Genomic DNA, 22,198 nt, shown 5'->3' with positions numbered 1-22,198 from the left:
TTAGTATTCTTTCAGTTATTAACTCAATTCTAAGTATTCACTTTTTTTCAATGTTCCATCTTCATTAAAGAAAACGATGCGTTGTTCTTTGGCTGACTGATAAGCTGCCTCTAATAGAGAAATAGTTTTTAAGTTATCTTCAGAACTATTTAATGCAGTCACACCAGTTTCCATCGACTCGAATAATTGCCTTAATCCTTCAAACGCTGTATCTGGTTTTAATTCTGGGCCACCTGTTGGGAATTTCCAAGTTGTAACAGGTTCTTTACTACCCCTGCGATATAGCGAAACATTAGTATAATCTGCTAAAAGTGTTCCTGTTTCTCCAACTACTACTAATTGGGTACTGTTGTATGCAGATGATAGGCTCTGGGTATAAGTGACGGGCACCCCATTTTGGAATAAAATTTGAACAGTTGAGTCAGTATCCCCAGCACATTCAACAGCAGGGGAAGAATATGTCTGACAAACGAGACTTTTTGCTTCACTACCCAAAATCCATCTAAATCCATCAAACCAGTGAATACCCATGACCGACATAGAGTTTCTCTCGCGCTGTGTTCGCCAACCTTGGTCCTGACGGAAAAAATAGTCGTGAAAACGAACGGAGGATACACTCCCAATTTCATTTTCAGCAATTAACTTTTTTACAAAGTCAAAAGAGAAATGAGTTCTGAAATTTTGATCGATACTAATTGGCACTCCATGTTTTTTTGCCTTTTCTGTAATTTCTTCTGCTTCCTCAAGCGTTTCACAGAAAGGTTTTTCACAGAAGATAGGAATACCGGCTTCAATTAATGGAAATAAGATTTCTTTTCTAATGGCTGATGGTGTACACACTACTGCTACATCGACGTTTGCTTTAGCGATAAATTCACTTAAGCTAGTAAATCGGTTCTCGATGTCATAAGCATCCGCTCTTTCATTTAGAACTTCTAAATTCGGATCGCAAATTGCAACTACGTCAACTTTATCTTTATTTTTCTTCAGACCATCCAAATGCATCCGTGTAACATTACCCGCACCAACGATACCTACTCGATAAATTTTATTAGTCAACAAAATTACCCCACCTCAGTTTAGTTTTTAAATAAATTTGTAATATAGTTAATTTTCTTACTATTTATAAGAAAATTGTTCCACACCTTTTTTCATGTGAGTGAGACACTCTTTCATCCCACCTAATATTGTTCCTCCGCTTTCTTCGTCTGCAGACATCCAACCACTAAATTCGATATCACTGATCGCTTTAAAAATTGGTCCAAAATCAATTTCTCCTTGACCAAGAACTTTCCAATCCCCTGCAGCAAAATCCTTCATATGAAAGTTATCAATTTTGCTTCTAAAACTAGTAATTACTTCGGCTATATCATTTATACCGGACTTATATAGGTGTGCAGTATCTATAGTTAATTTCACTGAATCATTAGCATTGTCAAAGAATATATCAAAGTCTTCCCGGTACATTACTGGTTGATCAAAATGATGATGAAGTGATAAAACGACACCGTACTTTTCTTTAGACTCTTGCCCTAATTCCGACAGTACTTTTGCGTAGTGCTTAATATCATCCTGCGATACTTGGTCTCTTGGTATCCCGTGGCAATACAAAATCCGCTCTGTTCCTATCGCTTTAGAAAACCTCATCAAATCTTTTAAATCCTGTTGATTTTGATTATCTAGTTTCCCGCCAAAAATAAGTCCAGATGCAATACCTTTATGTTCTCCCCACAATGCATTAAACTTTTCTGGATCTTTAATAAAAGGAGCATATTGAGCATGTTTCAATTGAAGACCGTCATATCCAATAGTTTCATAATGTCCAAATAGTTCATCACGTTCCTTATCAGAAGCTGTAGGTCGTGAAAAAGCAAACTTCATGTAATTCCCCCCTTAATTATTAGAAAAGAAAAGGGTTATGTATATGCATTAGTTGTAAGCGGATACATTAATTATTTCGTGTTCCCGGCTCTTCTTTTCGATTGATGGGTTAATTATAATTCAACAATGTTGAATATACAACCCATTTTTTCAATTTTATTAAACTTTTATATTTATTAACTGCAATTCTATAGTATAATATGCTTAGATTGTACAACTCTTTTCTTTGTGAGAGTGTTATTATACAATTATTAATATAGATATCCTTGTATGTTATTTTATTTTCATTTTATAAAATGTAGCGTGAGAGTAAACAAATAATGCTAAAGTAGAAAGGAATTAAACGAAAATGGATTTAGGACCTAAATTAGGAAAACAGATAAGATACATTAGAAAGCAACAAAACAGAACACTGGATGAGATCGCATCTACATGCGGATTTAGTAAAAGTCTTCTGTCTAAGATTGAAAACGGAGTTACCACACCCCCGATAGCTACTCTGATGAAAATCGCAGAAACTTTAGGGGTAACAGTATCTGACCTCTTAGAAGAGAACAAAGAAGTGGGTACCATTTATACACAAGCATCTACCTATAAGAATAATGATAAACTAATCAAAACGGAGAAAGGATATTCTTTCTATGCTTTTGCAGCAGCGAGGCAAGATAAAATAATGCAACCCTATTATTTTGTTGCAAGGAAAAGTGAAGTGTATAATCATGCGCTATCGCATAAAGGGGAAGAGTTCGTTTTTGTATTAGAGGGTGTAATGAATTACAAAGTTGGTGACATGGAGTACACTTTAGGACCGGGAGACTCGATATACTTTACATCGCTAGAAGAGCATACGTTAACTCCTATTTCAGATGAAGTTAAATATATGGCGATTTTCAGTTCTAATTAATCAGAAAATTCCCTCTTGTTTATTCAACAATGTTGAATTATAATTAACTTGTGTTCATGACAATAAACTTTTGAGGAGGCTATTATGGCTACGATTTCTGATTTGAATCTAGAAAAGCACATCCTAAATATGGATTGGGGTAAAATTCAATGGTTATGCGGCCAGGAAATTGACCCTAATTGCGAAATGACATTTGGCATGGTTTATATTGATGCTGGGAAGTCCAATCCGAAGCACATGCATCCAAATTGCGAGGAAATCATTTTTGTTTTATCGGGAGAATGTGATCATTCACTTGGTGACGAGATCCATCACTTAAAACCGGGTATGATGTTAAGAATTCCACGAAATGTATGGCATGATGCTAAAGTTACCAGTTGGGAACCATGTCGCATGTTAATTATGTACTCATCTCCAGACAGACAAACAATTGGTGAATAATATCCATATCGTTTAGAGAGGAGAAATAGGATGTCCGGAAAAGTTGTATTAGTTGGTGCGCTAGATACAAAGGGAGAAGAATATCTTTTTGTGAAAAACATCCTAGAGAGTCAAAATATCAAAACAATCACAGTTAATACAGGTGTGTTAGATCAACCACTCTATACACCTGATGTAGCATCTGATGTTGTTGCTCGTGCAGGCGGAAGTGATTTAAATACTTTAGTCAAATCAAATGACCGAGGGAATGCGGTTGCTGTAATGACAAAAGGTGCTAAAGTGATAATGGAACAGCTAATGGATCAAGAAGAGGTAGTAGGAGCATTTGGTATGGGCGGGACAGCAGGTACTACGGTTGCAGCTTCTGCAATGCAGGCACTTAATGTAGGAGTACCCAAAATTTTAGTTTCTACCGTAGCATCGGGTAATACGAGACCGTATGTAGGTGTGAAGGATATTACAATGATGTATTCCGTCATCGATATTGCAGGAATAAACACGTTATCTAGTAAAATACTAAGTAACGCTGCCCATTCCCTTGCTGGAATGGTGCAAGGGAACAAAAATGAAAGCGTTGTCAACAATGATAAGCCGATGATTGGAATGACTATGTTTGGTGTTACTACGCCATGTTGTACCCAGATTAGAAATAAATTAGAAGGATTAGGATATGATGTCTTAGTGTTTCATGCAACTGGATCTGGTGGATTGGCGATGGAAGAATTAATTCGGGCCGGTTTTATTAAAGGTGTGGTCGATGCAACTACAACAGAATTAGCGGATGAATTGGTTGGCGGCGTTTTTAGTGCTGGACCAGACCGGCTCCTCGCAGCTGGTGAATGTAGCATACCTCAAGTAGTTTCTGTAGGAGCATTGGATATGGTTAATTTTGGTCCTAGGGAAACAGTTCCTGACAAGTTCTCTGATCGCCAGTTTTATCAACACAACCCAACTACTACATTAATGAGAACAACTGTTCAAGAAAATCGTGAACTTGGAAGACAATTAGGGGGAAAAGTAAGTAAAGCTACATCTCCTGTTGTCGTTGTTTTTCCAAATGGCGGTGTTTCCATGTTAGATACAAAAGGAAATGATTTCGATAGTCCAGAGGCAAGAGAAGCATTATTACAAGGTATGAAAGAAACACTTCGTACAGATATTCCTTTCATAGAGTTAGAGGAAGACATTAATGATGCAGTTGTTGCTAATACAATGGCAGATAAAATACATGAATTAATCAAGGCAACCAGTTTAAAGGAGGTCTAGAAATTGGCTTTAAGTAGGAAAGAAATATTGAATAATTTAAATAATCAAATGAAAGAAAATAAGGCTATTATTGGTGGTGGAGCCGGTACAGGAATTTCAGCCAAATGCGCAGAAGCTGGCGGCATTGACTTAATCATCATCTATAACTCAGGAAGATATCGAATGGCAGGAAGGGGATCTTTAGCAGGTCTTATGCCATATGGTGATGCTAATCAGATCGTAGTAGAAATGGGAAATGAAGTATTACCTATTGTAAAAAATACTCCCGTACTTGCTGGTGTCTGTGGTACGGATCCTTTTAGATCGATGGATGTTTTTCTAGCTGATTTAAAACGGCAAGGGTTTTCAGGTGTCCAAAACTTCCCTACTGTCGGTTTATGTGATGGTACATTCCGTCAGAATCTTGAAGAAACTGGGATGGGATATGACTTAGAAGTAGATATGATTCGTAAAGCGCACGAATTGGATTTATTCACTACGCCATATGTATTTAATGAAGAAGATGCAGTTAAAATGGCAGAAGCTGGAGCAGATGTACTTGTTGCACATGTTGGGCTAACAACAAAAGGTAGTATTGGAGCTAGTACTGCGTTAACTCTTGAAGATGCTACGAATCTTGTTCAGCGAATTCATGATGCTGGCAAAAAAGTTAATCCTGACATCATTGTGCTATGTCACGGCGGACCGATTTCTGAACCGGAGGACGCTGCATACGTATTAGAAAATACAAACGGCGTTGCGGGTTTCTTTGGTGCATCTAGTATTGAGAGGTTGCCAACTGAGAAGGCGATAACGGGGCAAGTGGAGACGTTTAAAGCAATAAGAAATTAAGTGAGTGTTAGTTTAGTGGCAAGGGTAATACTAGTTAAATATAGAAAAGGTACTGATCAAATTTCTTTGATGATTGTTAACTGCTGCCTGTCACTATCCGTGAAATGTCTAATTCTTGGGTAGTGACAGGCACTTTTTAATTAAAAGTCCAATAGGGGCACTACACTTTTAATTGTAATAAGACAATCTCTCATAAGAATATCCATTCTAAAAAGGAATGGGGAGATACATCATGAATATACGAAAAGTTAAACTAGCACAAATAAAGAAGTTGGAAGAACCTTTTCGAGAAGAAAAAAGAGATGAGATGCTCGAATTAGATATATCTAGATATGGTTTGACCAGTCCACTTGTAGTAGAACAAGTATCTGAAAAAAGTTATGTGTTAGTCGAGGGATACAGAAGGTATAATGCGTTAGATTATATTGGTAAGAATGAGGCATTGTGTATCGTAGAGGAGGTAACCTCACCAGATGAAAGAATAATTAAAAGACTTAAGACAGAATTCCACACGAAAAAAAGAACTCCATATGAGCTAGAGCGTATGATAAATCATCTCTTAGCAATAAAGCCCTACAAAGTGACAGAACTATCGGAAAGCTGTAGTGTCACTGTTGAAACAATAACAAAATATATAAAAGGCAAGAATGTTAATCCGGAATGGGTAAAGACCGGTGAGGAGAAAAATTTAGGCAGACACGTAATAACTGATATCCACTACCTAAAAAACATCAAGTATCAAACGAAAGAATATATATTTGAGTTATACAAGGAAGGACAAATCACTGGGAATGCAGTGAAAGCAATTGATACTTTTACAAAAATCCCAGGCTTTAAATTATTGAGGGAGGTCACTAAAAAAGAATGCATTGATGAAGTTGTTCAATCTGGAATTAGAGATAGAGACAGAGACAAACTAGAGGAAATCATATCAAGTAAAAAAATGAATACCAATTTTGATGCCGAAAGTCATAAGTCAATCTATAAGCTATTATTGAAATATATAGATAAGATAAATAACATCCTTCGAAATACTATTTTTGTAAATCACCTTTCTTTAAGCCAGCGACAGTATTTAATAAACTATTTTGAAGGTTTTATCATTCTATTGGATGATCCAGAGGAGGAATCAGAGGGTCAAACTGATGGTGTACCACCTAACTTAGAGCATTAGGATTGTTAATTATGAGTGCCTGTCATCACCAATAAAATACCAAACTTTATCGTTGAGGAATACTGACAGGCACTCTAAATATTTTAATTTGGCATTCTTGTTGGAGTAGGAGGATGCTTAAGCATAAGTTTGACTTCAATCTGTTTTATAAAAATTTCTAAATAAGTTTTTAGTACTTCTAGGGATAGTTCATCATTTTCATTATCCCAATGATGGGCATATCCGTTTCCGAGTTTTCTAACAACATCTGCAGAGATAATGGACTCTTCACCCTTGAAAAATTTACCTATGGCATTGTTTAAACTAAGATTAGCAATACTATCTTTTGAATCTAAGTCGAAATCTAATGCATAATCCTTAATTAGCACTTCCAGACTAGCTCTATATCCCATTCCAGCTAACTCAGTATTTTTTAGCTGCTCAGCAGTATATGCTTGGTTATATAACTTGATAAATTGCGGAGATAAACCTGACAATAATTCACCAAAGGCTTTATTTTTTGCTCTTGGATAGCTTGATATAATGTTTCCTTTTTTATCCTCTACCATCTGTAATGTGAAAAAATTTTTAGAACATCCAGTACAATTGTGAAGAAGACCTAATAATGATTTTCCTTTTACATAATTCTTAACGAATAAGAAAGCATTTGTTGGGTTGTTTGACACTTCGCAATGCGGGCACAGGTAAGGTATTTCGATACTTATATTGTTAGTTATTGTATGTTGGGGGTAATGAAACTTTATTGTTTTAATATCCATTGAATCACCTTATTAATATAATTTTGTATAAAAAAAATAATCGATATGCATATAACCTCAATTATAGACTTCCGATTTCGATTTATGTTTTTGGGGAATGTTGTAAAATTATGCAATATTAATTCCAGCCTTATCGGCTTTAGTTACTAAATAATTACAAAAAGTGGAACAAGATACTAACATAAATTTAGCATCTTCAAAGTCGACTGAAGAGTCATCTTTTAATGCGTGACGTATTCCTGCTGCATCACTCGTATAATGGTAAATTTTTTTAAAACCCTCATTTAAATCATCATGTATGTCTACTAGCCCACTTTGCTTAATTTTATTTAATGCTCTACCTAATGTAGTATTGGGTTCATTAACTATTGATTTAACTACACATTCAACTGCACTGATTGATTCTTTGATTGAGTTACGATAATCAGGATTTTCTCGGTCTGATAACAATTCTAAAGCATTTGAAATATGTGTTTTTACTAGAGTATTTGTAGAGGGGTTTGTTATTGCTTCCTCTACTTCTTGTATTTCTTCAGGTGAAGTTATTCTCGTAATTTCACCTGCAACGAAGCGGTATGCGGAAACCTCCTTTTCAAGAACGCCATTGCATAGTTTCATGTAGATTGTTTCAACACCATTCTGCTTACAATTCTTTGAAATAAATTCTATTAAATCATATATCTCATACCACTCTGTGTTTTGATCAAAAAAATACTCTTTTAATTCTCTGATGCAATAACTGGACTCAAAATTAATACTGTCGATTGGTTCTTTAAAGTAACTTATCCATATGTTTTTGGATAGTTGTACAATTTCATCATGACGGTCATAAGAGAAATAATGCTCGTAATAGCAATGCCAAAATACGTTCCAGAGACTATTTTTTAGGTCGTCGTCAATTGAATCAATTTGAATAACCTTTTTCACTTCTGAAAAACCCATTCTTTCAGAAAATAACATCATACTCACCTTCTATGTAAATATTTGTTAATGTTATAATTCGTCAAGAATACATACTATTCCTCCAATTTAAACAAAAAATTTGTTTATTCGTCCCGCAAATCACCATTTAAGGAACTTAATTCCGAATAAAAGGTTTATATCTATATTTATGATCGAGATTTGGAATTTTTCGGGAAAATTACTACCATCTAACAAGTAACTAGATAAGTGCCTTATGCGATAACCCATACATACGGTTCATTGAGAGGTGTATGAGTAAATCTTGTGCAAGCTTATATTTAATTAAGAAAAGAATCAGGTGCCCACAAAAAAATCCACCCAAATCCACCCAACATAGACACCAAACCCCAACCTCCTAACGATTATAAATACGAAAGACAAAACCAAAGGAGGCCATAACATGGAACAATGTACAATCACAGTCAAAGACGTAGCAAAGTATCTAGGCGTACACACCGACACAATTTACGACCTAGTGCGCGAAGGGAGTTTCCCTCACATTCGGTTCGGAAGAAAGATTTTATTTTCAAAGGATGCAATTGATGCGTGGATACGTGCGCAGGCAGATGCATCTGTAACGAATAATGGGGAGTGATGATCATGAACTATTTGAAAGAGTTGAATGCGTTCAAGGAGTGGACAAGGTTTCATAGTCTTCCAGTGTGTGCCGTTGCCTTATGGCACACACTGATGCTATTAAACAATGCGGTCAGATGGAGACGTTCATTTAATGTTCCGAATACGACCATCGAACAGCTGTCAGGATTAAATCCCCAACGACTTTCGGAAGCTAGAAAAATTCTTGCTGCTCACAACTTAATAAGTTATCAACCTGGTACGAAAGGTAAAGCACCGATCTATCAAATGATGTCTTTGGTTGCTTATTTTGATGGGTTATCAGCATCAACGGATCAATCTATTACACAATCAGAAGAGCCACACGAAGCAATACATGCACCAATGACGGAAGAATCTCAGGATACATTCCAGGAACCAATGCCGGAAGTATATCCGGAACCATCCCGTAACAATTCCCGGGACATACATAAAGGAAAAGAAAAAGATAAACAAAAAGAAAACAGAGGAAGAGGAGACGCGCTAAATGCGTACACGGTTTACGAACAAAACTTTGGGATTTTAAAACCAATTGTGCAGGAATTGTTTCTATCATGGTGTGACGATCTGGGGGATGCGCTCATGATTGAAGCGATCAAGCTTGCTGCACAAAAAGGTGGGCGGAGCTTTTCGTATATCGAATCGATTTTGAAAGAGTGGACCCAAGCAGGCGTAAAGACGTTGGAGCAAGCACGGAATTATGAACAACAGAAAAAGCACCACCAACCAAATGTTTACCTGATGCAAAAGAAAAGCAAGAATAAAGCAATCTTCGATAAGTTACGAAAGGACGCACAGGCATGAACAGAGACCAAGCGATTGATGTGTTAGAAACAATAGATGAACTGTATCCAAAGTATGAGTTAACGGAACGAAAAGCAAACATGCTACTGCCACAGTTGATGCGCATGGATTATGATCGTGTCTTGCAAAATCTGTCTACCTATATTGCACAGTACCCGTATCCGCCAACACTTGCTGAAATAGCTGCCTATCCGAAAGAGGAACAAAACTACGTAGACCAGTTGCAACAGTGGAAGAAAGAAGCGGATCTCGTTTCGGAGGAGACAAAGCAAAAATTCAGGCAGCAAATGGACAGGCTCTTAAAGGAGTGTAGATCCCTATGACGTTAGTAAACGATGATGCCGAGGTAGCGGTGTTGGGATCGATCCTCCTTGAAGGTACACTGTTCAAAAAAGTAACGGTCACAGAAAATCAATTTGATTCCAATCCGCACAAACTCATTTTCGGTGCGATGAAACAAGTGGCAGACGCAGGTCAGGCGATTGATCTTGTCACAGTCACAACGAATCTAGGGGATGCCATTCGCGAGGTGGGTGGAACCACGTATCTATTAAGTCTTGCTGAATCTGTTCCGAGCACAGAGAGCTTTGCCCATTATGAGCGACTGCTATATGAAGCATATCGCAATCGCAAGTCTCGTGAACTAGCGATTCGCTATTCGGAAAATCCGTGTGAGGAAAAGTTAGACAAGCTAATTGGCTATTTGCAGGTGTGTAGAGAGATGGGGCCAGGGACGACTGAGACGGAAAACGCCACATCCCTGGAGGAGATTGCCCACATGGTTTTGACAGGAGAATGTGCAAGCGCTGGTTTACCTACACCCTATACGGACTTGGATAACTTAACAGGAGGATTACAGCCAGGGGAACTAATCATTGTTGCAGCAAGGCCGTCGGTAGGAAAAACAGCGTTCGCACTTAACTTAGCTGCAGGGCATTGTCGCAACCATGGCATGAGTTCGTTCTTTAGTTTTGAAATGGGAAAAAAACAATTGCTGCAGCGCCTAATTTCTGCAGAGGGAAACATCCATAATCAAAAGTGGCGCAACATGGCATTTAATGAAAAAGACTATAGCGCTGTGGCATTTGCAGTTGGTGAAGTGTCCAACTGGAAACTAGCAATTCATGAGAAGCAACGGACGATTAGTGACATTCGTGCAGTTCTGAGAAAAACGATCCATGACCATCCAGAGGAAAAGCATCTCGTATGCATTGATTACTTACAACTTATCACCCCACTAAACAAACAACAACGACGGGATTTAGAAATCGGGGAGATCACAAGAGAATTAAAGCTACTAGCGATCGAGTTAAACATACCGATTGTACTGTTGTCACAGTTATCAAGGAGTGTTGAGCAACGGCATGATAAGCGACCATTCATGTCTGACTTACGAGAATCAGGCAACATTGAGCAAGATGCCGATGTGATTGCTTTTCTCTACCGGGATGATTATTACGATCATGCATCTGATAAGAAAAACATTGTCGAAATTACACTAGCCAAACAACGAAACGGTCCGACTGGCACTGTCGAACTTGTCTTTTTAAAGGAATATGGAAGTTTTCAAAATTACTATAAGGATGCGAGGAGGGAAAGGCATGAGGAAGTCAAAGGTGTTCGAAGTTAACAAGCATGTAGAAGGAAAGGAAGTAGAGAAAGCTTTGGTACCGGAAACGGGTAAAGGCGATAGAGATAGGGTGGAGCAACTAAGTATCTTTGATTTTGTTGGGGTGGGGGAATCTATGAGGATCAAGATATTGCCTTTGTGAAAAGGGTGGTGGATGCGGATACGATTGAAGTAGATTTAAGTAGATGCACCAGAGACGGTTCATCCTGACATACCAGCAGAGCAATTTGGTGTCGAAGCGGTTGTTTTGGCAAGGAAGACGCTTCTAGGTAAACAGATTCATTTGGAATATGACGGACCTAGGTATGATGATTATGGTAGATTGCTAGCTTATGTATGGGTGGATGGGAAGTTGTTTAATGAGATGTTGTTGGAAGAAGGATTGGCGCATGTGGCTTATGTGTTTGCTCCGCCTTATAAGTATTATGAGAGGTTTGTGGTGGCGCAGGTTAGGGCGAGGGAGGGGAGGGTTGATAGTACAATAAGTTCAGTATATTATTGATTTTCCAATTTTTCAGAGCTTCACTAGTCATTATTTTAAATGAAAACGATAAAATCAATCAAATGTGATATCATAAAATTAGAAAAAACAGGAAAGGAGTCGAAAACGTGGTTTTTGGTCATAAGAAAGTAAAAGAAGATATGATAAATAATTTATACTTAGAAGACTCACCTACTATTGAAGATAGGTTTGGTTACAATGATATAGCCTTATCACTACAAGAAGCTCTTGAGCAATCAAATTTTCCTACGCATATTAGTCTGATGGGAGAATGGGGATCTGGTAAAAGTACTGTCGTGGAGTTATTAAAAGAAAAACTAAAGAGTAGTGAAGAGTATGCGCTTGAATCTATCAGTGTTTGGAAATTTTCTGATAATTCCACATCACTACAAAGAAAAATTATTCGAGAGATTCAAAGTACATTGAAAATAGAAGACAATAATGGTTTGGATTTTCAGACGGAAAATCATGAATCTTCCACAGCAACAGGGCTACCAGCATACTATTATTCATTACGATTAAATAAGAAAAGTCTGACTATTACAAGTATATCTTCATTAGCCGTAGTATTGGCTTTGTTTACACTCTTTGCAAATACCTATATTTCTAACTGGATTCTTTCGCTCTTCGCATCATTAGGAGTAGGATCAGTTTTAGTAATTTCTTATCTGGTTACGCTATTTAATTCTAAGATACAAGTTCAATTGCGTCATACTTCTAAATATCTACCCTTAGACTATGGTGACCAATTTGAGGAGCGATTTAAACGAGCTGTATCTCAATTCTTGGAAAGGGAACGCAAGAAAAAGTTAATACTAGTGTTTGACGATATGGATAGACTTCCTCCTAATCAACTATACTCAACACTTAATACAATTAAGACTTTTTTACATTCTAAGCAATGTGCGTTCATTGTACCTTGTGACGAGAAGGTGCTTAGACTAGAATTGAAAGAAGCATTTAATCAACAAAGTAATAATAGTGATGTATCGGAGTTCCTCAATAAGACATTTGATATAACAATTAAGTTACCACAAGTAGAACATACCAATATGAAAATATTTGCCGAAAACCTTCTAAGAGAAAGTGAGATTAAGTGGTTTTTAGAACCATTAATTCAGGAGAATTATCGCAATATTCTTGGAATCCTTTTGCATCCAGAGATTGATACTCCAAGAAAAGTAAAAAAAATTCTTAACTCTTTTGGAAGTGATTGGTACATCGCTAATGAACGAGATAAGGGGAACAGTTCCAATGTACTGACAAAGTACCCTGATATGTTAGCTATTTACACTGTATTTAAAACAAGTTACCTGGAAGTTTTTGAAATAATTCAGGAGAACCTCGCAATATTCAAAGATAGTGAAGATGTTGATGACTTAATTAGTCTAATAGAAAGTTTAATGCTATATAAAGAGAAGAATTCAAAATATGAAAAAGAGGAATTGGAGAATACAAGTTCTACTGTAATAAAGGACGATATTGCGAGAAAAGTACCAAGGCTTTTTATAAAAAGGGTATATGATAGATTAAAGAAGCATAACGATCCGAGACCGTATTTGTATTTCTCTAACCAAAAATTAAATGCAATAACAACAATAAAAGAATTAACACAACTAAAAGACTTAGTATTAAATGCAGATGTAAAAGGATATAGAGAGAAGTTTAATCTATTAAAAGATGAGCAAAAGACTTCATTTTTAGACTTTATTATACCTGAATTCTACTCTGATGATGAAATAATAAATGGTATAAAATGTATTTTTTCATATCCAGAGAGTTTAGCCTATGTAGATATAATGCGTGCAGAATGGGAGGATCTTCTGTCTCATCACATAACAACATCAATCAATGAAATTGGATTATCCAATACAATAGATGTTTTAGAGTATCTTCAAGGAAACGACTTAACATGGTCTAAATTAGGTGAATGCATTAAGGATGAAGAAAAAGTATTGGACTTGATGAATACTTGGGTAGAAAAACCATTCATTTATACTAAATTACCATTTAATATTTCTGGACTTATTCAAGAGCATTGGAGTATGTTAAATAATGAACTCGGAGAATACTATGTATCTTCTTTATTATTAGATCTTCCTAGTGACCATACAATGACTACTAGTATTTCGTGGGACCGTTACTTATTAGAGGATGTCAAGTCAATAGTTATTAGAAATAAGGGAATAGATAAACGTAACAAAGAAAGGGAAGAGAATTCCGAAAATGATGAGGAGTTAGAAAAGAAATTACCTCTACAACTGCCTTATAAGCTAATTGACTGGATAGAAGCATTAGAAACAAAAACCGACACTATTATTAGTGGGGAGTGGTTATACAAGTTTCTAAACGCTTATAGAATATATGGAAATATGGATACTTTATCTGGAATTGGAGAGTATTGGGGCAATAAGGTGAAAAGAACGAATGACATCAATGAGGTTAAAATTTTCACAGATTCATTGGCTCGTAAGGGAAATATACAACTTTTATTTAATCAAGATACTTGGATTATATTGAAAGAGAAAATTAAGAAAGGCTACACAACAGATGAGATCGAAAGAAATATTACTGCATTTGCAGAACGGATGCTTGATAAAGATGAAGAAGTACTTAAAGAATTCTTGTTAGAAATGAAGGATAGTAATGTTTTAACATCCTGGGCACTAGAGAACTATTCATTCAGTGAATCATCTATTGATATAGCACTAGAAACATTATTTGTGGAAAATTCTAGTAGTATAAATCTTGAGGGATTTTTTGAAAGAGCAGACGAATATGTGAAAAGTAAAGAAATAGAGGCTATCATGGCTCTTAATCGAATTATAGCTTCGTCTAAAATATTCTATAAATTCGGAGAAACAGAAGGGTACTTCAGCAATTGGTCTGATTTAAATAGTAATGACGTTCTTAACTATAAACATGATGATCTGCAAATTTTTCTAGAATTCGTGAACTTGGTTTCCGAAGACAAGTACAAATATGTAAATAACAATGTATCAATTATGGAATATCTGTTAAGTTACAGTAATTATTGGACATCTAACAATAATACTCCCCCGGGGCTTTATAGAAAGAATTGGACTCATCATTTGTCTCATCTTTATAGTTCAATTGTAAAAAATAGTTATTTTGTGGAATGGGAGGAAGTAATAGAAACGTTACAGTCTGTAAAATTGAAAAGTAACCCTAATCATAATGTATCCATTGTTTCGCATGTAAATAATACAGAGATTGAGACTTCGATACCTATTATAGCTGAAAGTACAAGCCTGTCTAGTAGAATTGTAAATGAGTTTCTAATAAACAGAATAAATATTTTGAACAGAAATCACTTGAAGGTCCTAGTAAACAGATGGAAATACTTAAAACAAGCTGAAAAAGAATTTTTGTATGACAAGATAAGAGAAGAAGATATGGAAAAAGATTTTGGAGGAGAATTTATCACATCACAAATTAAAAATCCACAACTTGATTATTTGGAGGACTTAAAACAAGAGCCGTTTAACGATAATGAAAAAGAAAAAGTTATGGAAACAATTATTCGAAATAGTAAAGCTGAAGATTTAAATAATTGGCTAGTTCACCGATTTGATAACATATCTGAAACGTTTGAGTATTGGGAAAACAGAGCAGCAGTGTTTATGATAACGGAAAAGAGAGTTACTCCAAAAATAGATGTGGAAACTATTAGAGATGCCCTTTCTTATGGAGATGTGCGAACAAGGATTGCTTTGATGTTAATACCTCTTATTTTTTCGAACTCAAAGTTGGAGACGAAGAAATTAAAGCCATATCTTCGTCAAAAAATATTGAATATTGAGAATGAAAATGATGCTATGAAAGACTTAGCTAAAGAATCAAGGTTATATTTCAATTGGCAAAACCGCGAAAGGGTAAAAATTAGATGATTGAAACAGACTGTATCTAATAAAGTTAACTTTTTAAAGAAGTTTTTTCTACAGAACTTTCTAAGAGGCGATGATTAGTCGTCTCTTTCTTCTGTTAATGATTAAGTAGTACGTAAAAGGTAATATAAATTAAGGTGATCTGTTTAATATGAACAGAAAGAAAGCTCAGAATAAACCCAAAGTGCCTAGTATAGAAAATAGGTTCAATAATGAATAAACCACCGTTTTCAACTCCTTTGGTTGGGATAAGTAATTGGAAGTTCTGTGATAGGTACTTCTATTTTACTATGAAAACGGTGGTCTTTTTGTATTTATCGAACCTATTTTCTATACTAGGCACTTTTATTAGTAGACTTCCGATTTCTTCTTTTACAGCGTTATGCAACATATTTTTCATTATTAAATGCTCCTTTAGAAATAAAGAAAGGAAGGGAAATTGCCCTTCCATAAAGTCGTGAAAAGTATTAAACTGTAGCTAACCAATTTTTTCTCGGGCGTGCTTTTTAAGAGCATGCCTTTTCTTTTGCCTCTCTTCTTCTAGAAATACCTATCCTCCCTTCTTATATTCCTATTGAATCAACAGCATCACCTCCTTTAGTGTTAAGTCAATTCCCATTTTAAGTTTGCGCCTTAGGGGGGGGCACCCAACGGCGGTAATAGCCAATCACCTGTTACCTGGTGGCCATAGAAAATATATGTAAAAAATTCTCCTTATAAGGGGTTACAAAAACTGTAAAATTGTAGTCAATTGTTGTATATCTTTGCTAAACTATATAAAATAGGTACTTTTATAAGAAAACTTCAAGATGGAGTGGTTGATAATGTCAAAACTAACGTTACAGCAATTAGAGTCACATCTATGGGAATCAGCAAACATTCTACGAGGAAGCATAGATTCCTCCGATTATAAGAATTACATATTTGGTCTTTTGTTCTTGAAACGCCTTAATGATGTATTCGTAGAAACAGCAAAACAAATTGAAGTTGAAGAAAATGATGATTACGGCTGGTACGATCGCGATGAACACCAATTCTTCGTTCCTGAACGTGCAAGGTGGGCACATATTCAAGAACAAACACATGACATTGGTAATACAATCAATAAAGCATTTGATGCATTAGAAGAGGAAAACCCATCATTAGATGGTGTGTTAGCAAGTATTGATTTTAATGATAAAGACAAGCTTCCAGATAAGCTTCTTTTACAGTTGATACAGCATTTCTCATCAATCAGTTTAGGAAATAACAATTTATCCGAGCCTGACATGCTTGGTCGTGCGTATGAGTACTTGATTAAGCAATTTGCTGATGATGCAGGTAAGAAGGGTGGCGAGTTCTACACGCCTAGTAAGGTAGTTGAATTAATCGTTAAACTGATTAAGCCTGAAGAAGGAATGCGTGTATGTGATCCGACAGTTGGAAGTGGCGGTATGTTAGTGCAGTCTGTAGATTACATAAAATCTCAAGGTGGTAATCCACGTAACTTAACACTTCATGGCCAAGAGCGTAATTTGAATACATGGGCTATTTGTAAGATGAATTTGCTTCTACACGGTTTAAGTGATCATCGTATCGAGCGTGGAGATACTATTCGTGAACCGAAACTAGTAGGTGAAGGAAAAGAACTTCTTCTATATCAACGAGTTATAGCTAATCCTCCATTTAGTTTAAAAAATTGGGGACGTGAAGAGGCAGAAAATGATGAGTATGGTCGTTTTCGTTTTGGTATTCCACCAAAGAATGCAGGCGACTATGCTTTTGTACAGCATATGGTATCTACGTTAAGTCACGATGGTAAGGCTGGCGTGGTTATGCCACATGGTGTGTTATTCCGCGGCGGTGCAGAAGGGAAAATTCGTCAAGGATTACTTGAGGATGATTTAGTTGAAGCTATTATTGGATTACCGTCAAATCTATTCTATGGGACAGGAATTCCTGCATGTATCCTTATTCTGAATCGTAATAAAGTTGATAATCAAAAAGATAAGGTCTTCATTTTAGATGGTTCCAAGGATTATCAAGAAGAGAAAAATCAAAACTTATTACGTGATCAAGACATTGAGAAAATTGCTTACGCTTATGATACTTGGGAAGATACAGGTAAATATTGCCGCGTGGTTGATTTATCTGAAATTAAAGAAAATGAATATAATTTAAATATTTCACGTTACATAGATACAACTGAACTTGAAGAAGAGATAGATGTACATGAGGTTATTAATAAACTCCATCAACTTGAGCATGAAAGAGAAAATCTAGAAACAAAGATGTATGCTTTTTTAAAGGAGTTGGGCTATGGTGGCTGAATGGATAAACAAAAAAATAAATGATATAGCAACAGTCACTATGGGAGGAACCCCATCAAGATCGGTTACAGAATACTGGGATGGAAAGATTAAATGGATGAGTTCAGGTGAAGTTCATAAAAGAAGAATTTTTGATGTAGCTGAAAGTATAACAGAACAAGGATTAACGAACTCGAGTGCAAAATTACTCCCCAGGAACACCGTTATGATGGCAATGAATGGTCAAGGAAGAACAAGAGGAACAGTTGCAATATTAGAAACTGAACTGACTTGTAACCAGTCTCTGGCTGGAATAATACCAAATGAAAATATCAACCCATATTACTTATACTATAACCTACAATCAAGGTATAAAGAGATTAGAAGCCTCACAGGAAATGGTGGCCGTAATGGATTAAATTTATCTTTGATTCGCAACTTAGATATTTTGATCCCGCCATTAATAGAGCAAAACAAAATTGCAGAAATTCTTTCTATAATTGATGAAGATATAGATATAACTGAAAAAATAATAAAAGAAATAGAAACTCTAAAAGATGGTCTATTATGTCAGCTTTTCTTAAAAGGATTAAATCACTTTAAATTCAAGAAAACTCCAGTCGGAGAGATACCTACTGATTGGGGATGTAATGATTTATCTTCATTAATAATATTAGGTCCTCAAAATGGAGTATATAAGCCTTCTGAACGATATGGTCATGGGAACAACATTGTAGTACTTAATGATTTATATGAGAACAATAGGATAATCTGTCATCCATTAATAAACAAAATTGATATTTCTGAAAATGAATTAAGTAAATATAAATTGGCTGAAAATGATGTACTAGTTAATAGAGTTTCAAAACAAGTAACAGGAGTGGCTAAAGTATTATTGGTAAAGAAATTATTTTCTGATACAGTGTTCGAATCAAATATGATTCGAATTCGTCTAAATGAAAATGAGATTCTTCCTGAATTTTTTTCTTTTTATTCATTTACACACATGTACAAAAAACAAATAACAAAAGTAGCGAAGGTATCTAGTCAGACAAGTATTAGTCAAGATGGAATAGGACAGATAAAAGTACCACTTCCTTCTTTAAATGAACAGCGAGAGATTACCAAGATTACTAAAGAAATTGAAAATAAGTTACAGATAGAATGGATTAAGCTCTCAAGGTTACGAGAATTGAAATTGGGCCTAATGCAACAACTACTTACAGGTAAAGTCCGTGTTCCTATTGAGGAATCAGAGGAGGCCAGTAAATGAATGAAACCCAAGAATGGAACGAACAAGGATTAGTTGAAAATCGACTCGTTAATCATTTAAAACAACTTGGGTACACGTATGTTCATGGATCTGAATTAGATAAAGAACGGGAAACACAGCTCGAAATAGTGTTAAAAAAACAACTTATTGATTCGATTAAAAAACTTAATCCATGGATAAATAAAAACAATTTAAATAAGGTTGTTCGTTCTATAACACATATGGAGTTTACTAATGTCATGGAAGCCAACCAAAACTTCCACGAACTTCTGATTAATAAGATGTCTGTTCAACAAGATTTAGGAACGGGTCGAAAAAACCAAACAGTACAACTAATTGATTTTGATAACATTGATAAGAATGAATTTATCGTAACAAATCAGCTGCACATTACAAGCGCTCATGGTACGATTATCCCTGATGTAATGGTATATGTAAACGGACTACCACTTGTCGTAATAGAATGCAAAAGTCCTACACTTGCACCTGCTGAGCAAATTGGACAAGGGGTGAAGCAATTACGGCGTTATCAAAAGGAAAGCGAATTATTGTTTCATTACAATCAATTTGTGGTGGCAACAAGTAATGATCGTGCAAAAGTTGGTACAATAGGTGCGAATGTCCAACACTACAGTGCATGGAAAGAGCCTTATCCAATGACAGTTAAAGAACTAGGATCACATGCAACAGCACAAGAAATATTAATCGCAGGGGTTTTAGATAAACAACGTTTATTTGATATCATTCAAAACTTTATTGTGTATGAACCCGAAGATGGTCGAGTAATTAAAAAGATGGGACGTTACCAGCAGTATCGTGCTGTAAATAAAGCTGTTGAGCGCATTCTAAGTGGTACGCATCCACAAGCTCGTGGTGGGGTTGTATGGGCTACACAGGGAAGCGGTAAATCTCTATCTATGGTCTTCTTATCCATGAAGTTACGGCGTATTAAGGAACTAAAAAACCCGATAATTGTAGTCGTTACTGATCGACAGGACTTAGAAACACAAATAACTAATACCTTTAGACGCTGCGGTTTTCCTAATCCTCAGCAAGCAGAATCTGTTGCTGAGTTGAAGGAATTACTACAAAAAGGTCCAGGTGCAACAGTTATGACGCTAGTTCAGAAGTTTCAAGAAGGTGAAGGCGAAAAAGAATACCCTGTTTTAACTGCATCCGAGAACGTTGTAGTACTTGTCGATGAGAGTCATCGTTCCCAATACAGCTCATTGGCGATGAACATGCGTACAGCGTTACCAAATGCAACATATATTGGCTTTACAGGAACCCCGATTGATAAAGAAGATAAAAGCACTGTTCGGACATTTGGTACTTATATAGATAAATATCCAATTGAGAAAGCTGTTGAGGATGGTGCAACGGTTCCAATCTTTTATGAAGCGCGTATGGTAGACTTACATGTTCAAGGGGAATCCATAGATAGCTTATTTGATCGTTTCTTTAGGGATTATTCTGACGAGGACAGAGAACGTATTAAAAAGAAATATGCAACAGAAGAAGCTATTACAACTTCACCAAAGCGAATTCGAACAGTAGTATTAGATATCATTGATCATTTTGAAAAACATATTAAACCTAATGGATTTAAAGCGCAGATTGTTGCTATATCTCGCGAAGCAGCTGTTAATTATAAAGAAGTATTTGATGAATTAAGTGATTATGAATCAAAGGTGATTATTTCTGGTGGCCATAACGATGATGATCGGATGAAGCGGCACCATTTATCACGTCCAGAAGAAAAGGAAGTTATTAAACGATTTAAGAAGCCAATGGAAGAAGATTCTCTATCCTTCCTGATTGTATGTGATAAATTACTTACTGGTTTTGATGCACCGATAGAGCAGGTAATGTATTTGGACAAGCCGTTAAAAGAACATAATTTATTGCAAGCCATTGCTCGAACTAATAGAACATATGATAAAAAATCTTATGGCTTAATAGTCGATTATTATGGTGTTTCTCGCTTTTTAGAAGAAGCTTTAGGTATATTCCATGAAGAAGACATTAAAGGTGCTCTCAACCATGTAGATGAAGAAATACCAAGGTTGCAAACGAGACATCGGAAAGCGATTCGGTTCTTTGACTATAAGAATAAAGAGAATTTAGATGCTAACCTTGCAGTTTTAGAGCCAGAAGACATCAGAAATGAGTTTGACACAGCATTTAAGAAGTTTTCAGAGAGCATGGATATGATCATGCCAAGTCCGAAGGCTCGTCCATATTTAGACGATTTAAAGTGGCTGGGAAAGATTCGGAAGTTAGCAAAATCAAGGTATCATATAGAGGATGGCATGGATATATCTGACTGTGGCGGTAAAGTTCGTGAATTAATTGAAGAGTACATTTATGCTTCGACGCCAGAGATCCTTTTTGAGCCTATAAATATTCTTTCCAATAAATTCGATGAAAAACTAGACGAAATAAAAACACCAGAAGCAAAAGCAGCTGAAATGGAACATGCAATTAAGCATGAGATCCGCATTAAGCTAGAAGAAAATCCAGTGAAATATACTTCATTGAAGGAAAGACTAGAGCAATTAATTGAGCAGCGTAAAGCGCGGCAAATGACTATCGAAGAATTGTTAGAAGAATATCAAGCAATGCGAGAAGAAATGATTAACATGGAGAAAGAAAGTGAATCATTTGGCTTGGATGATACGAAGCAATTACCTTTCTATCAGTTATTAGAACAAGAACTACCTGATGGTTATGAAGGTGAAAGCATTAAAGATCTCACGGAAATTATTACAGATACTATTCAAGAACTGGCAGTTATTGATTGGATTGAAAAAGATGACGTTAAACGAGAAATGCGAAGGAAAATAAAGAAACAACTAAGAGTAAGTGAGATACCTAATAAAAACGTTGAGAATGTAGCTAGGCAATTAATGGATTTAGCAAAGGTACATTATATGCAAATAGGATACTAACAACAAAGG

At 35.9% G+C, this 22,198-nt stretch carries 18 protein-coding genes and 1 pseudogene; 15 read left to right on the top strand and 4 right to left on the bottom strand.

Features of this window, described 5'->3' with window-relative positions; translation table 11 throughout:
* Nucleotides 1-18 precede the first annotated feature (18 nt).
* Nucleotides 19-1,059 carry a Gfo/Idh/MocA family protein gene (locus NYQ66_RS03260; protein ID WP_259866785.1) on the bottom strand — a complete coding sequence of 347 codons (1,041 nt, stop codon included), beginning with the start codon at nucleotides 1,057-1,059 and terminating at the stop codon, nucleotides 19-21.
* 60 nt (nucleotides 1,060-1,119) lie between these two features.
* Nucleotides 1,120-1,881: a sugar phosphate isomerase/epimerase family protein gene (locus tag NYQ66_RS03255; protein ID WP_259866783.1), complete on the bottom strand. Its 762-nt coding sequence runs from the start codon at nucleotides 1,879-1,881 to the stop codon at nucleotides 1,120-1,122.
* A gap of 349 nt (nucleotides 1,882-2,230) precedes the next feature.
* Here NYQ66_RS03255 and NYQ66_RS03250 point away from each other — a divergent pair, with 349 nt between their 5' ends.
* The 5 genes from NYQ66_RS03250 to NYQ66_RS03230 all read left to right on the top strand — a co-directional run bounded on the left by NYQ66_RS03250 (nucleotide 2,231) and on the right by NYQ66_RS03230 (nucleotide 6,497).
* Nucleotides 2,231-2,785: a helix-turn-helix domain-containing protein gene (locus NYQ66_RS03250; RefSeq protein ID WP_259866781.1), complete on the top strand. Its 555-nt coding sequence runs from the start codon at nucleotides 2,231-2,233 to the stop codon at nucleotides 2,783-2,785.
* 84 nt (nucleotides 2,786-2,869) lie between these two features.
* Nucleotides 2,870-3,226: a cupin domain-containing protein gene (locus NYQ66_RS03245; protein ID WP_259866779.1), complete on the top strand. Its 357-nt coding sequence runs from the start codon at nucleotides 2,870-2,872 to the stop codon at nucleotides 3,224-3,226.
* A gap of 30 nt (nucleotides 3,227-3,256) precedes the next feature.
* On the top strand, nucleotides 3,257-4,492 hold the full coding sequence (locus tag NYQ66_RS03240) for a Tm-1-like ATP-binding domain-containing protein (protein ID WP_259866776.1): 1,236 nt from the start codon (nucleotides 3,257-3,259) through the stop codon (nucleotides 4,490-4,492).
* Between the two features lie 3 nt (nucleotides 4,493-4,495).
* Nucleotides 4,496-5,323 carry a phosphoenolpyruvate hydrolase family protein gene (locus NYQ66_RS03235; protein WP_259866774.1) on the top strand — a complete coding sequence of 276 codons (828 nt, stop codon included), beginning with the start codon at nucleotides 4,496-4,498 and terminating at the stop codon, nucleotides 5,321-5,323.
* Nucleotides 5,324-5,555: 232 nt separating this feature from the next.
* Nucleotides 5,556-6,497: a ParB/RepB/Spo0J family partition protein gene (locus NYQ66_RS03230; RefSeq protein WP_259866772.1), complete on the top strand. Its 942-nt coding sequence runs from the start codon at nucleotides 5,556-5,558 to the stop codon at nucleotides 6,495-6,497.
* Nucleotides 6,498-6,580: 83 nt separating this feature from the next.
* Here the strand turns inward: NYQ66_RS03230 and NYQ66_RS03225 are convergent, their stop codons facing one another.
* The gene (locus tag NYQ66_RS03225; protein WP_259866770.1) at nucleotides 6,581-7,255 is read right to left on the bottom strand and encodes a DUF4145 domain-containing protein; all 675 of its coding nucleotides are present in this window, start codon (nucleotides 7,253-7,255) and stop codon (nucleotides 6,581-6,583) included.
* A gap of 108 nt (nucleotides 7,256-7,363) precedes the next feature.
* Complete coding sequence (locus tag NYQ66_RS03220) at nucleotides 7,364-8,215, bottom strand: AbiJ-NTD4 domain-containing protein (RefSeq protein ID WP_259866768.1); 852 nt, start codon at nucleotides 8,213-8,215, stop codon at nucleotides 7,364-7,366.
* 403 nt (nucleotides 8,216-8,618) lie between these two features.
* On the opposite strand from NYQ66_RS03220, the gene NYQ66_RS03215 reads away from it, so the two are divergent.
* From NYQ66_RS03215 to NYQ66_RS03175, 10 genes and pseudogenes are all read left to right on the top strand, one after another.
* Complete coding sequence (locus NYQ66_RS03215; protein ID WP_259866766.1) at nucleotides 8,619-8,813, top strand: helix-turn-helix domain-containing protein; 195 nt, start codon at nucleotides 8,619-8,621, stop codon at nucleotides 8,811-8,813.
* A 5-nt stretch (nucleotides 8,814-8,818) separates the two neighbouring features.
* Nucleotides 8,819-9,637, top strand: coding sequence for a DnaD domain-containing protein (locus NYQ66_RS03210; RefSeq protein ID WP_259866764.1), 819 nt, complete (start codon nucleotides 8,819-8,821; stop codon nucleotides 9,635-9,637).
* Nucleotides 9,634-9,960, top strand: a complete 327-nt coding sequence (locus tag NYQ66_RS03205; RefSeq protein WP_259866762.1) for a hypothetical protein — start codon at nucleotides 9,634-9,636, stop codon at nucleotides 9,958-9,960. The genes NYQ66_RS03210 and NYQ66_RS03205 overlap by 4 nt, the downstream gene beginning before the upstream one ends.
* Entirely contained in the window at nucleotides 9,957-11,267 is a 1,311-nt protein-coding gene (gene dnaB, locus NYQ66_RS03200) for a replicative DNA helicase (RefSeq protein ID WP_259866760.1), read from the top strand. Before NYQ66_RS03205 ends, dnaB begins: the two co-directional genes overlap by 4 nt.
* Nucleotides 11,239-11,409, top strand: a complete 171-nt coding sequence (locus NYQ66_RS03195; RefSeq protein ID WP_259866758.1) for a hypothetical protein — start codon at nucleotides 11,239-11,241, stop codon at nucleotides 11,407-11,409. The genes dnaB and NYQ66_RS03195 overlap by 29 nt, the downstream gene beginning before the upstream one ends.
* 51 nt (nucleotides 11,410-11,460) lie before the next feature.
* A pseudogene (locus NYQ66_RS21465) lies at nucleotides 11,461-11,769 on the top strand (thermonuclease family protein); the annotation flags it as partial.
* Between the two features lie 107 nt (nucleotides 11,770-11,876).
* Nucleotides 11,877-15,680: a KAP family P-loop NTPase fold protein gene (locus NYQ66_RS03190; RefSeq protein WP_259866756.1), complete on the top strand. Its 3,804-nt coding sequence runs from the start codon at nucleotides 11,877-11,879 to the stop codon at nucleotides 15,678-15,680.
* A gap of 821 nt (nucleotides 15,681-16,501) precedes the next feature.
* A complete protein-coding gene (locus NYQ66_RS03185; protein ID WP_259866754.1) occupies nucleotides 16,502-17,986 on the top strand; it encodes a type I restriction-modification system subunit M in 1,485 nt (494 codons plus the stop codon).
* The gene (locus NYQ66_RS03180; RefSeq protein ID WP_259866752.1) at nucleotides 17,976-19,238 is read left to right on the top strand and encodes a restriction endonuclease subunit S; all 1,263 of its coding nucleotides are present in this window, start codon (nucleotides 17,976-17,978) and stop codon (nucleotides 19,236-19,238) included. The genes NYQ66_RS03185 and NYQ66_RS03180 overlap by 11 nt, the downstream gene beginning before the upstream one ends.
* A complete protein-coding gene (locus tag NYQ66_RS03175; protein WP_259866750.1) occupies nucleotides 19,235-22,189 on the top strand; it encodes a type I restriction endonuclease subunit R in 2,955 nt (984 codons plus the stop codon). Before NYQ66_RS03180 ends, NYQ66_RS03175 begins: the two co-directional genes overlap by 4 nt.
* Nucleotides 22,190-22,198: the final 9 nt, after the last annotated feature.

It is taken from the genome of Aquibacillus koreensis (assembly GCF_025154055.1).
In the GTDB taxonomy this organism is placed as follows: Bacteria; Bacillota; Bacilli; order Bacillales; family Amphibacillaceae; genus Aquibacillus_C; species Aquibacillus_C koreensis.
The sequence above is the reverse complement of the archived record's forward strand: the minus strand, read 5'-3'. Positions and strand labels throughout refer to the sequence as shown.

Coding starts and splice junctions, on each gene's coding strand:
- NYQ66_RS03185 (WP_259866754.1), top strand. CDS start 16,502: ATGTCAAAACTAACGTTACAGCAATTAGAGTCACATCTATGGGAATCA.
- NYQ66_RS03175 (WP_259866750.1), top strand. CDS start 19,235: ATGAATGAAACCCAAGAATGGAACGAACAAGGATTAGTTGAAAATCGA.
- NYQ66_RS03225 (WP_259866770.1), bottom strand. CDS start 7,255: ATGGATATTAAAACAATAAAGTTTCATTACCCCCAACATACAATAACT.
- NYQ66_RS03180 (WP_259866752.1), top strand. CDS start 17,976: ATGGTGGCTGAATGGATAAACAAAAAAATAAATGATATAGCAACAGTC.
- NYQ66_RS03195 (WP_259866758.1), top strand. CDS start 11,239: ATGAGGAAGTCAAAGGTGTTCGAAGTTAACAAGCATGTAGAAGGAAAG.
- NYQ66_RS03255 (WP_259866783.1), bottom strand. CDS start 1,881: ATGAAGTTTGCTTTTTCACGACCTACAGCTTCTGATAAGGAACGTGAT.
- NYQ66_RS03215 (WP_259866766.1), top strand. CDS start 8,619: ATGGAACAATGTACAATCACAGTCAAAGACGTAGCAAAGTATCTAGGC.
- NYQ66_RS03240 (WP_259866776.1), top strand. CDS start 3,257: ATGTCCGGAAAAGTTGTATTAGTTGGTGCGCTAGATACAAAGGGAGAA.
- NYQ66_RS03210 (WP_259866764.1), top strand. CDS start 8,819: ATGAACTATTTGAAAGAGTTGAATGCGTTCAAGGAGTGGACAAGGTTT.
- NYQ66_RS03205 (WP_259866762.1), top strand. CDS start 9,634: ATGAACAGAGACCAAGCGATTGATGTGTTAGAAACAATAGATGAACTG.
- NYQ66_RS03245 (WP_259866779.1), top strand. CDS start 2,870: ATGGCTACGATTTCTGATTTGAATCTAGAAAAGCACATCCTAAATATG.
- dnaB (WP_259866760.1), top strand. CDS start 9,957: ATGACGTTAGTAAACGATGATGCCGAGGTAGCGGTGTTGGGATCGATC.
- NYQ66_RS03250 (WP_259866781.1), top strand. CDS start 2,231: ATGGATTTAGGACCTAAATTAGGAAAACAGATAAGATACATTAGAAAG.
- NYQ66_RS03230 (WP_259866772.1), top strand. CDS start 5,556: ATGAATATACGAAAAGTTAAACTAGCACAAATAAAGAAGTTGGAAGAA.
- NYQ66_RS03220 (WP_259866768.1), bottom strand. CDS start 8,215: ATGTTATTTTCTGAAAGAATGGGTTTTTCAGAAGTGAAAAAGGTTATT.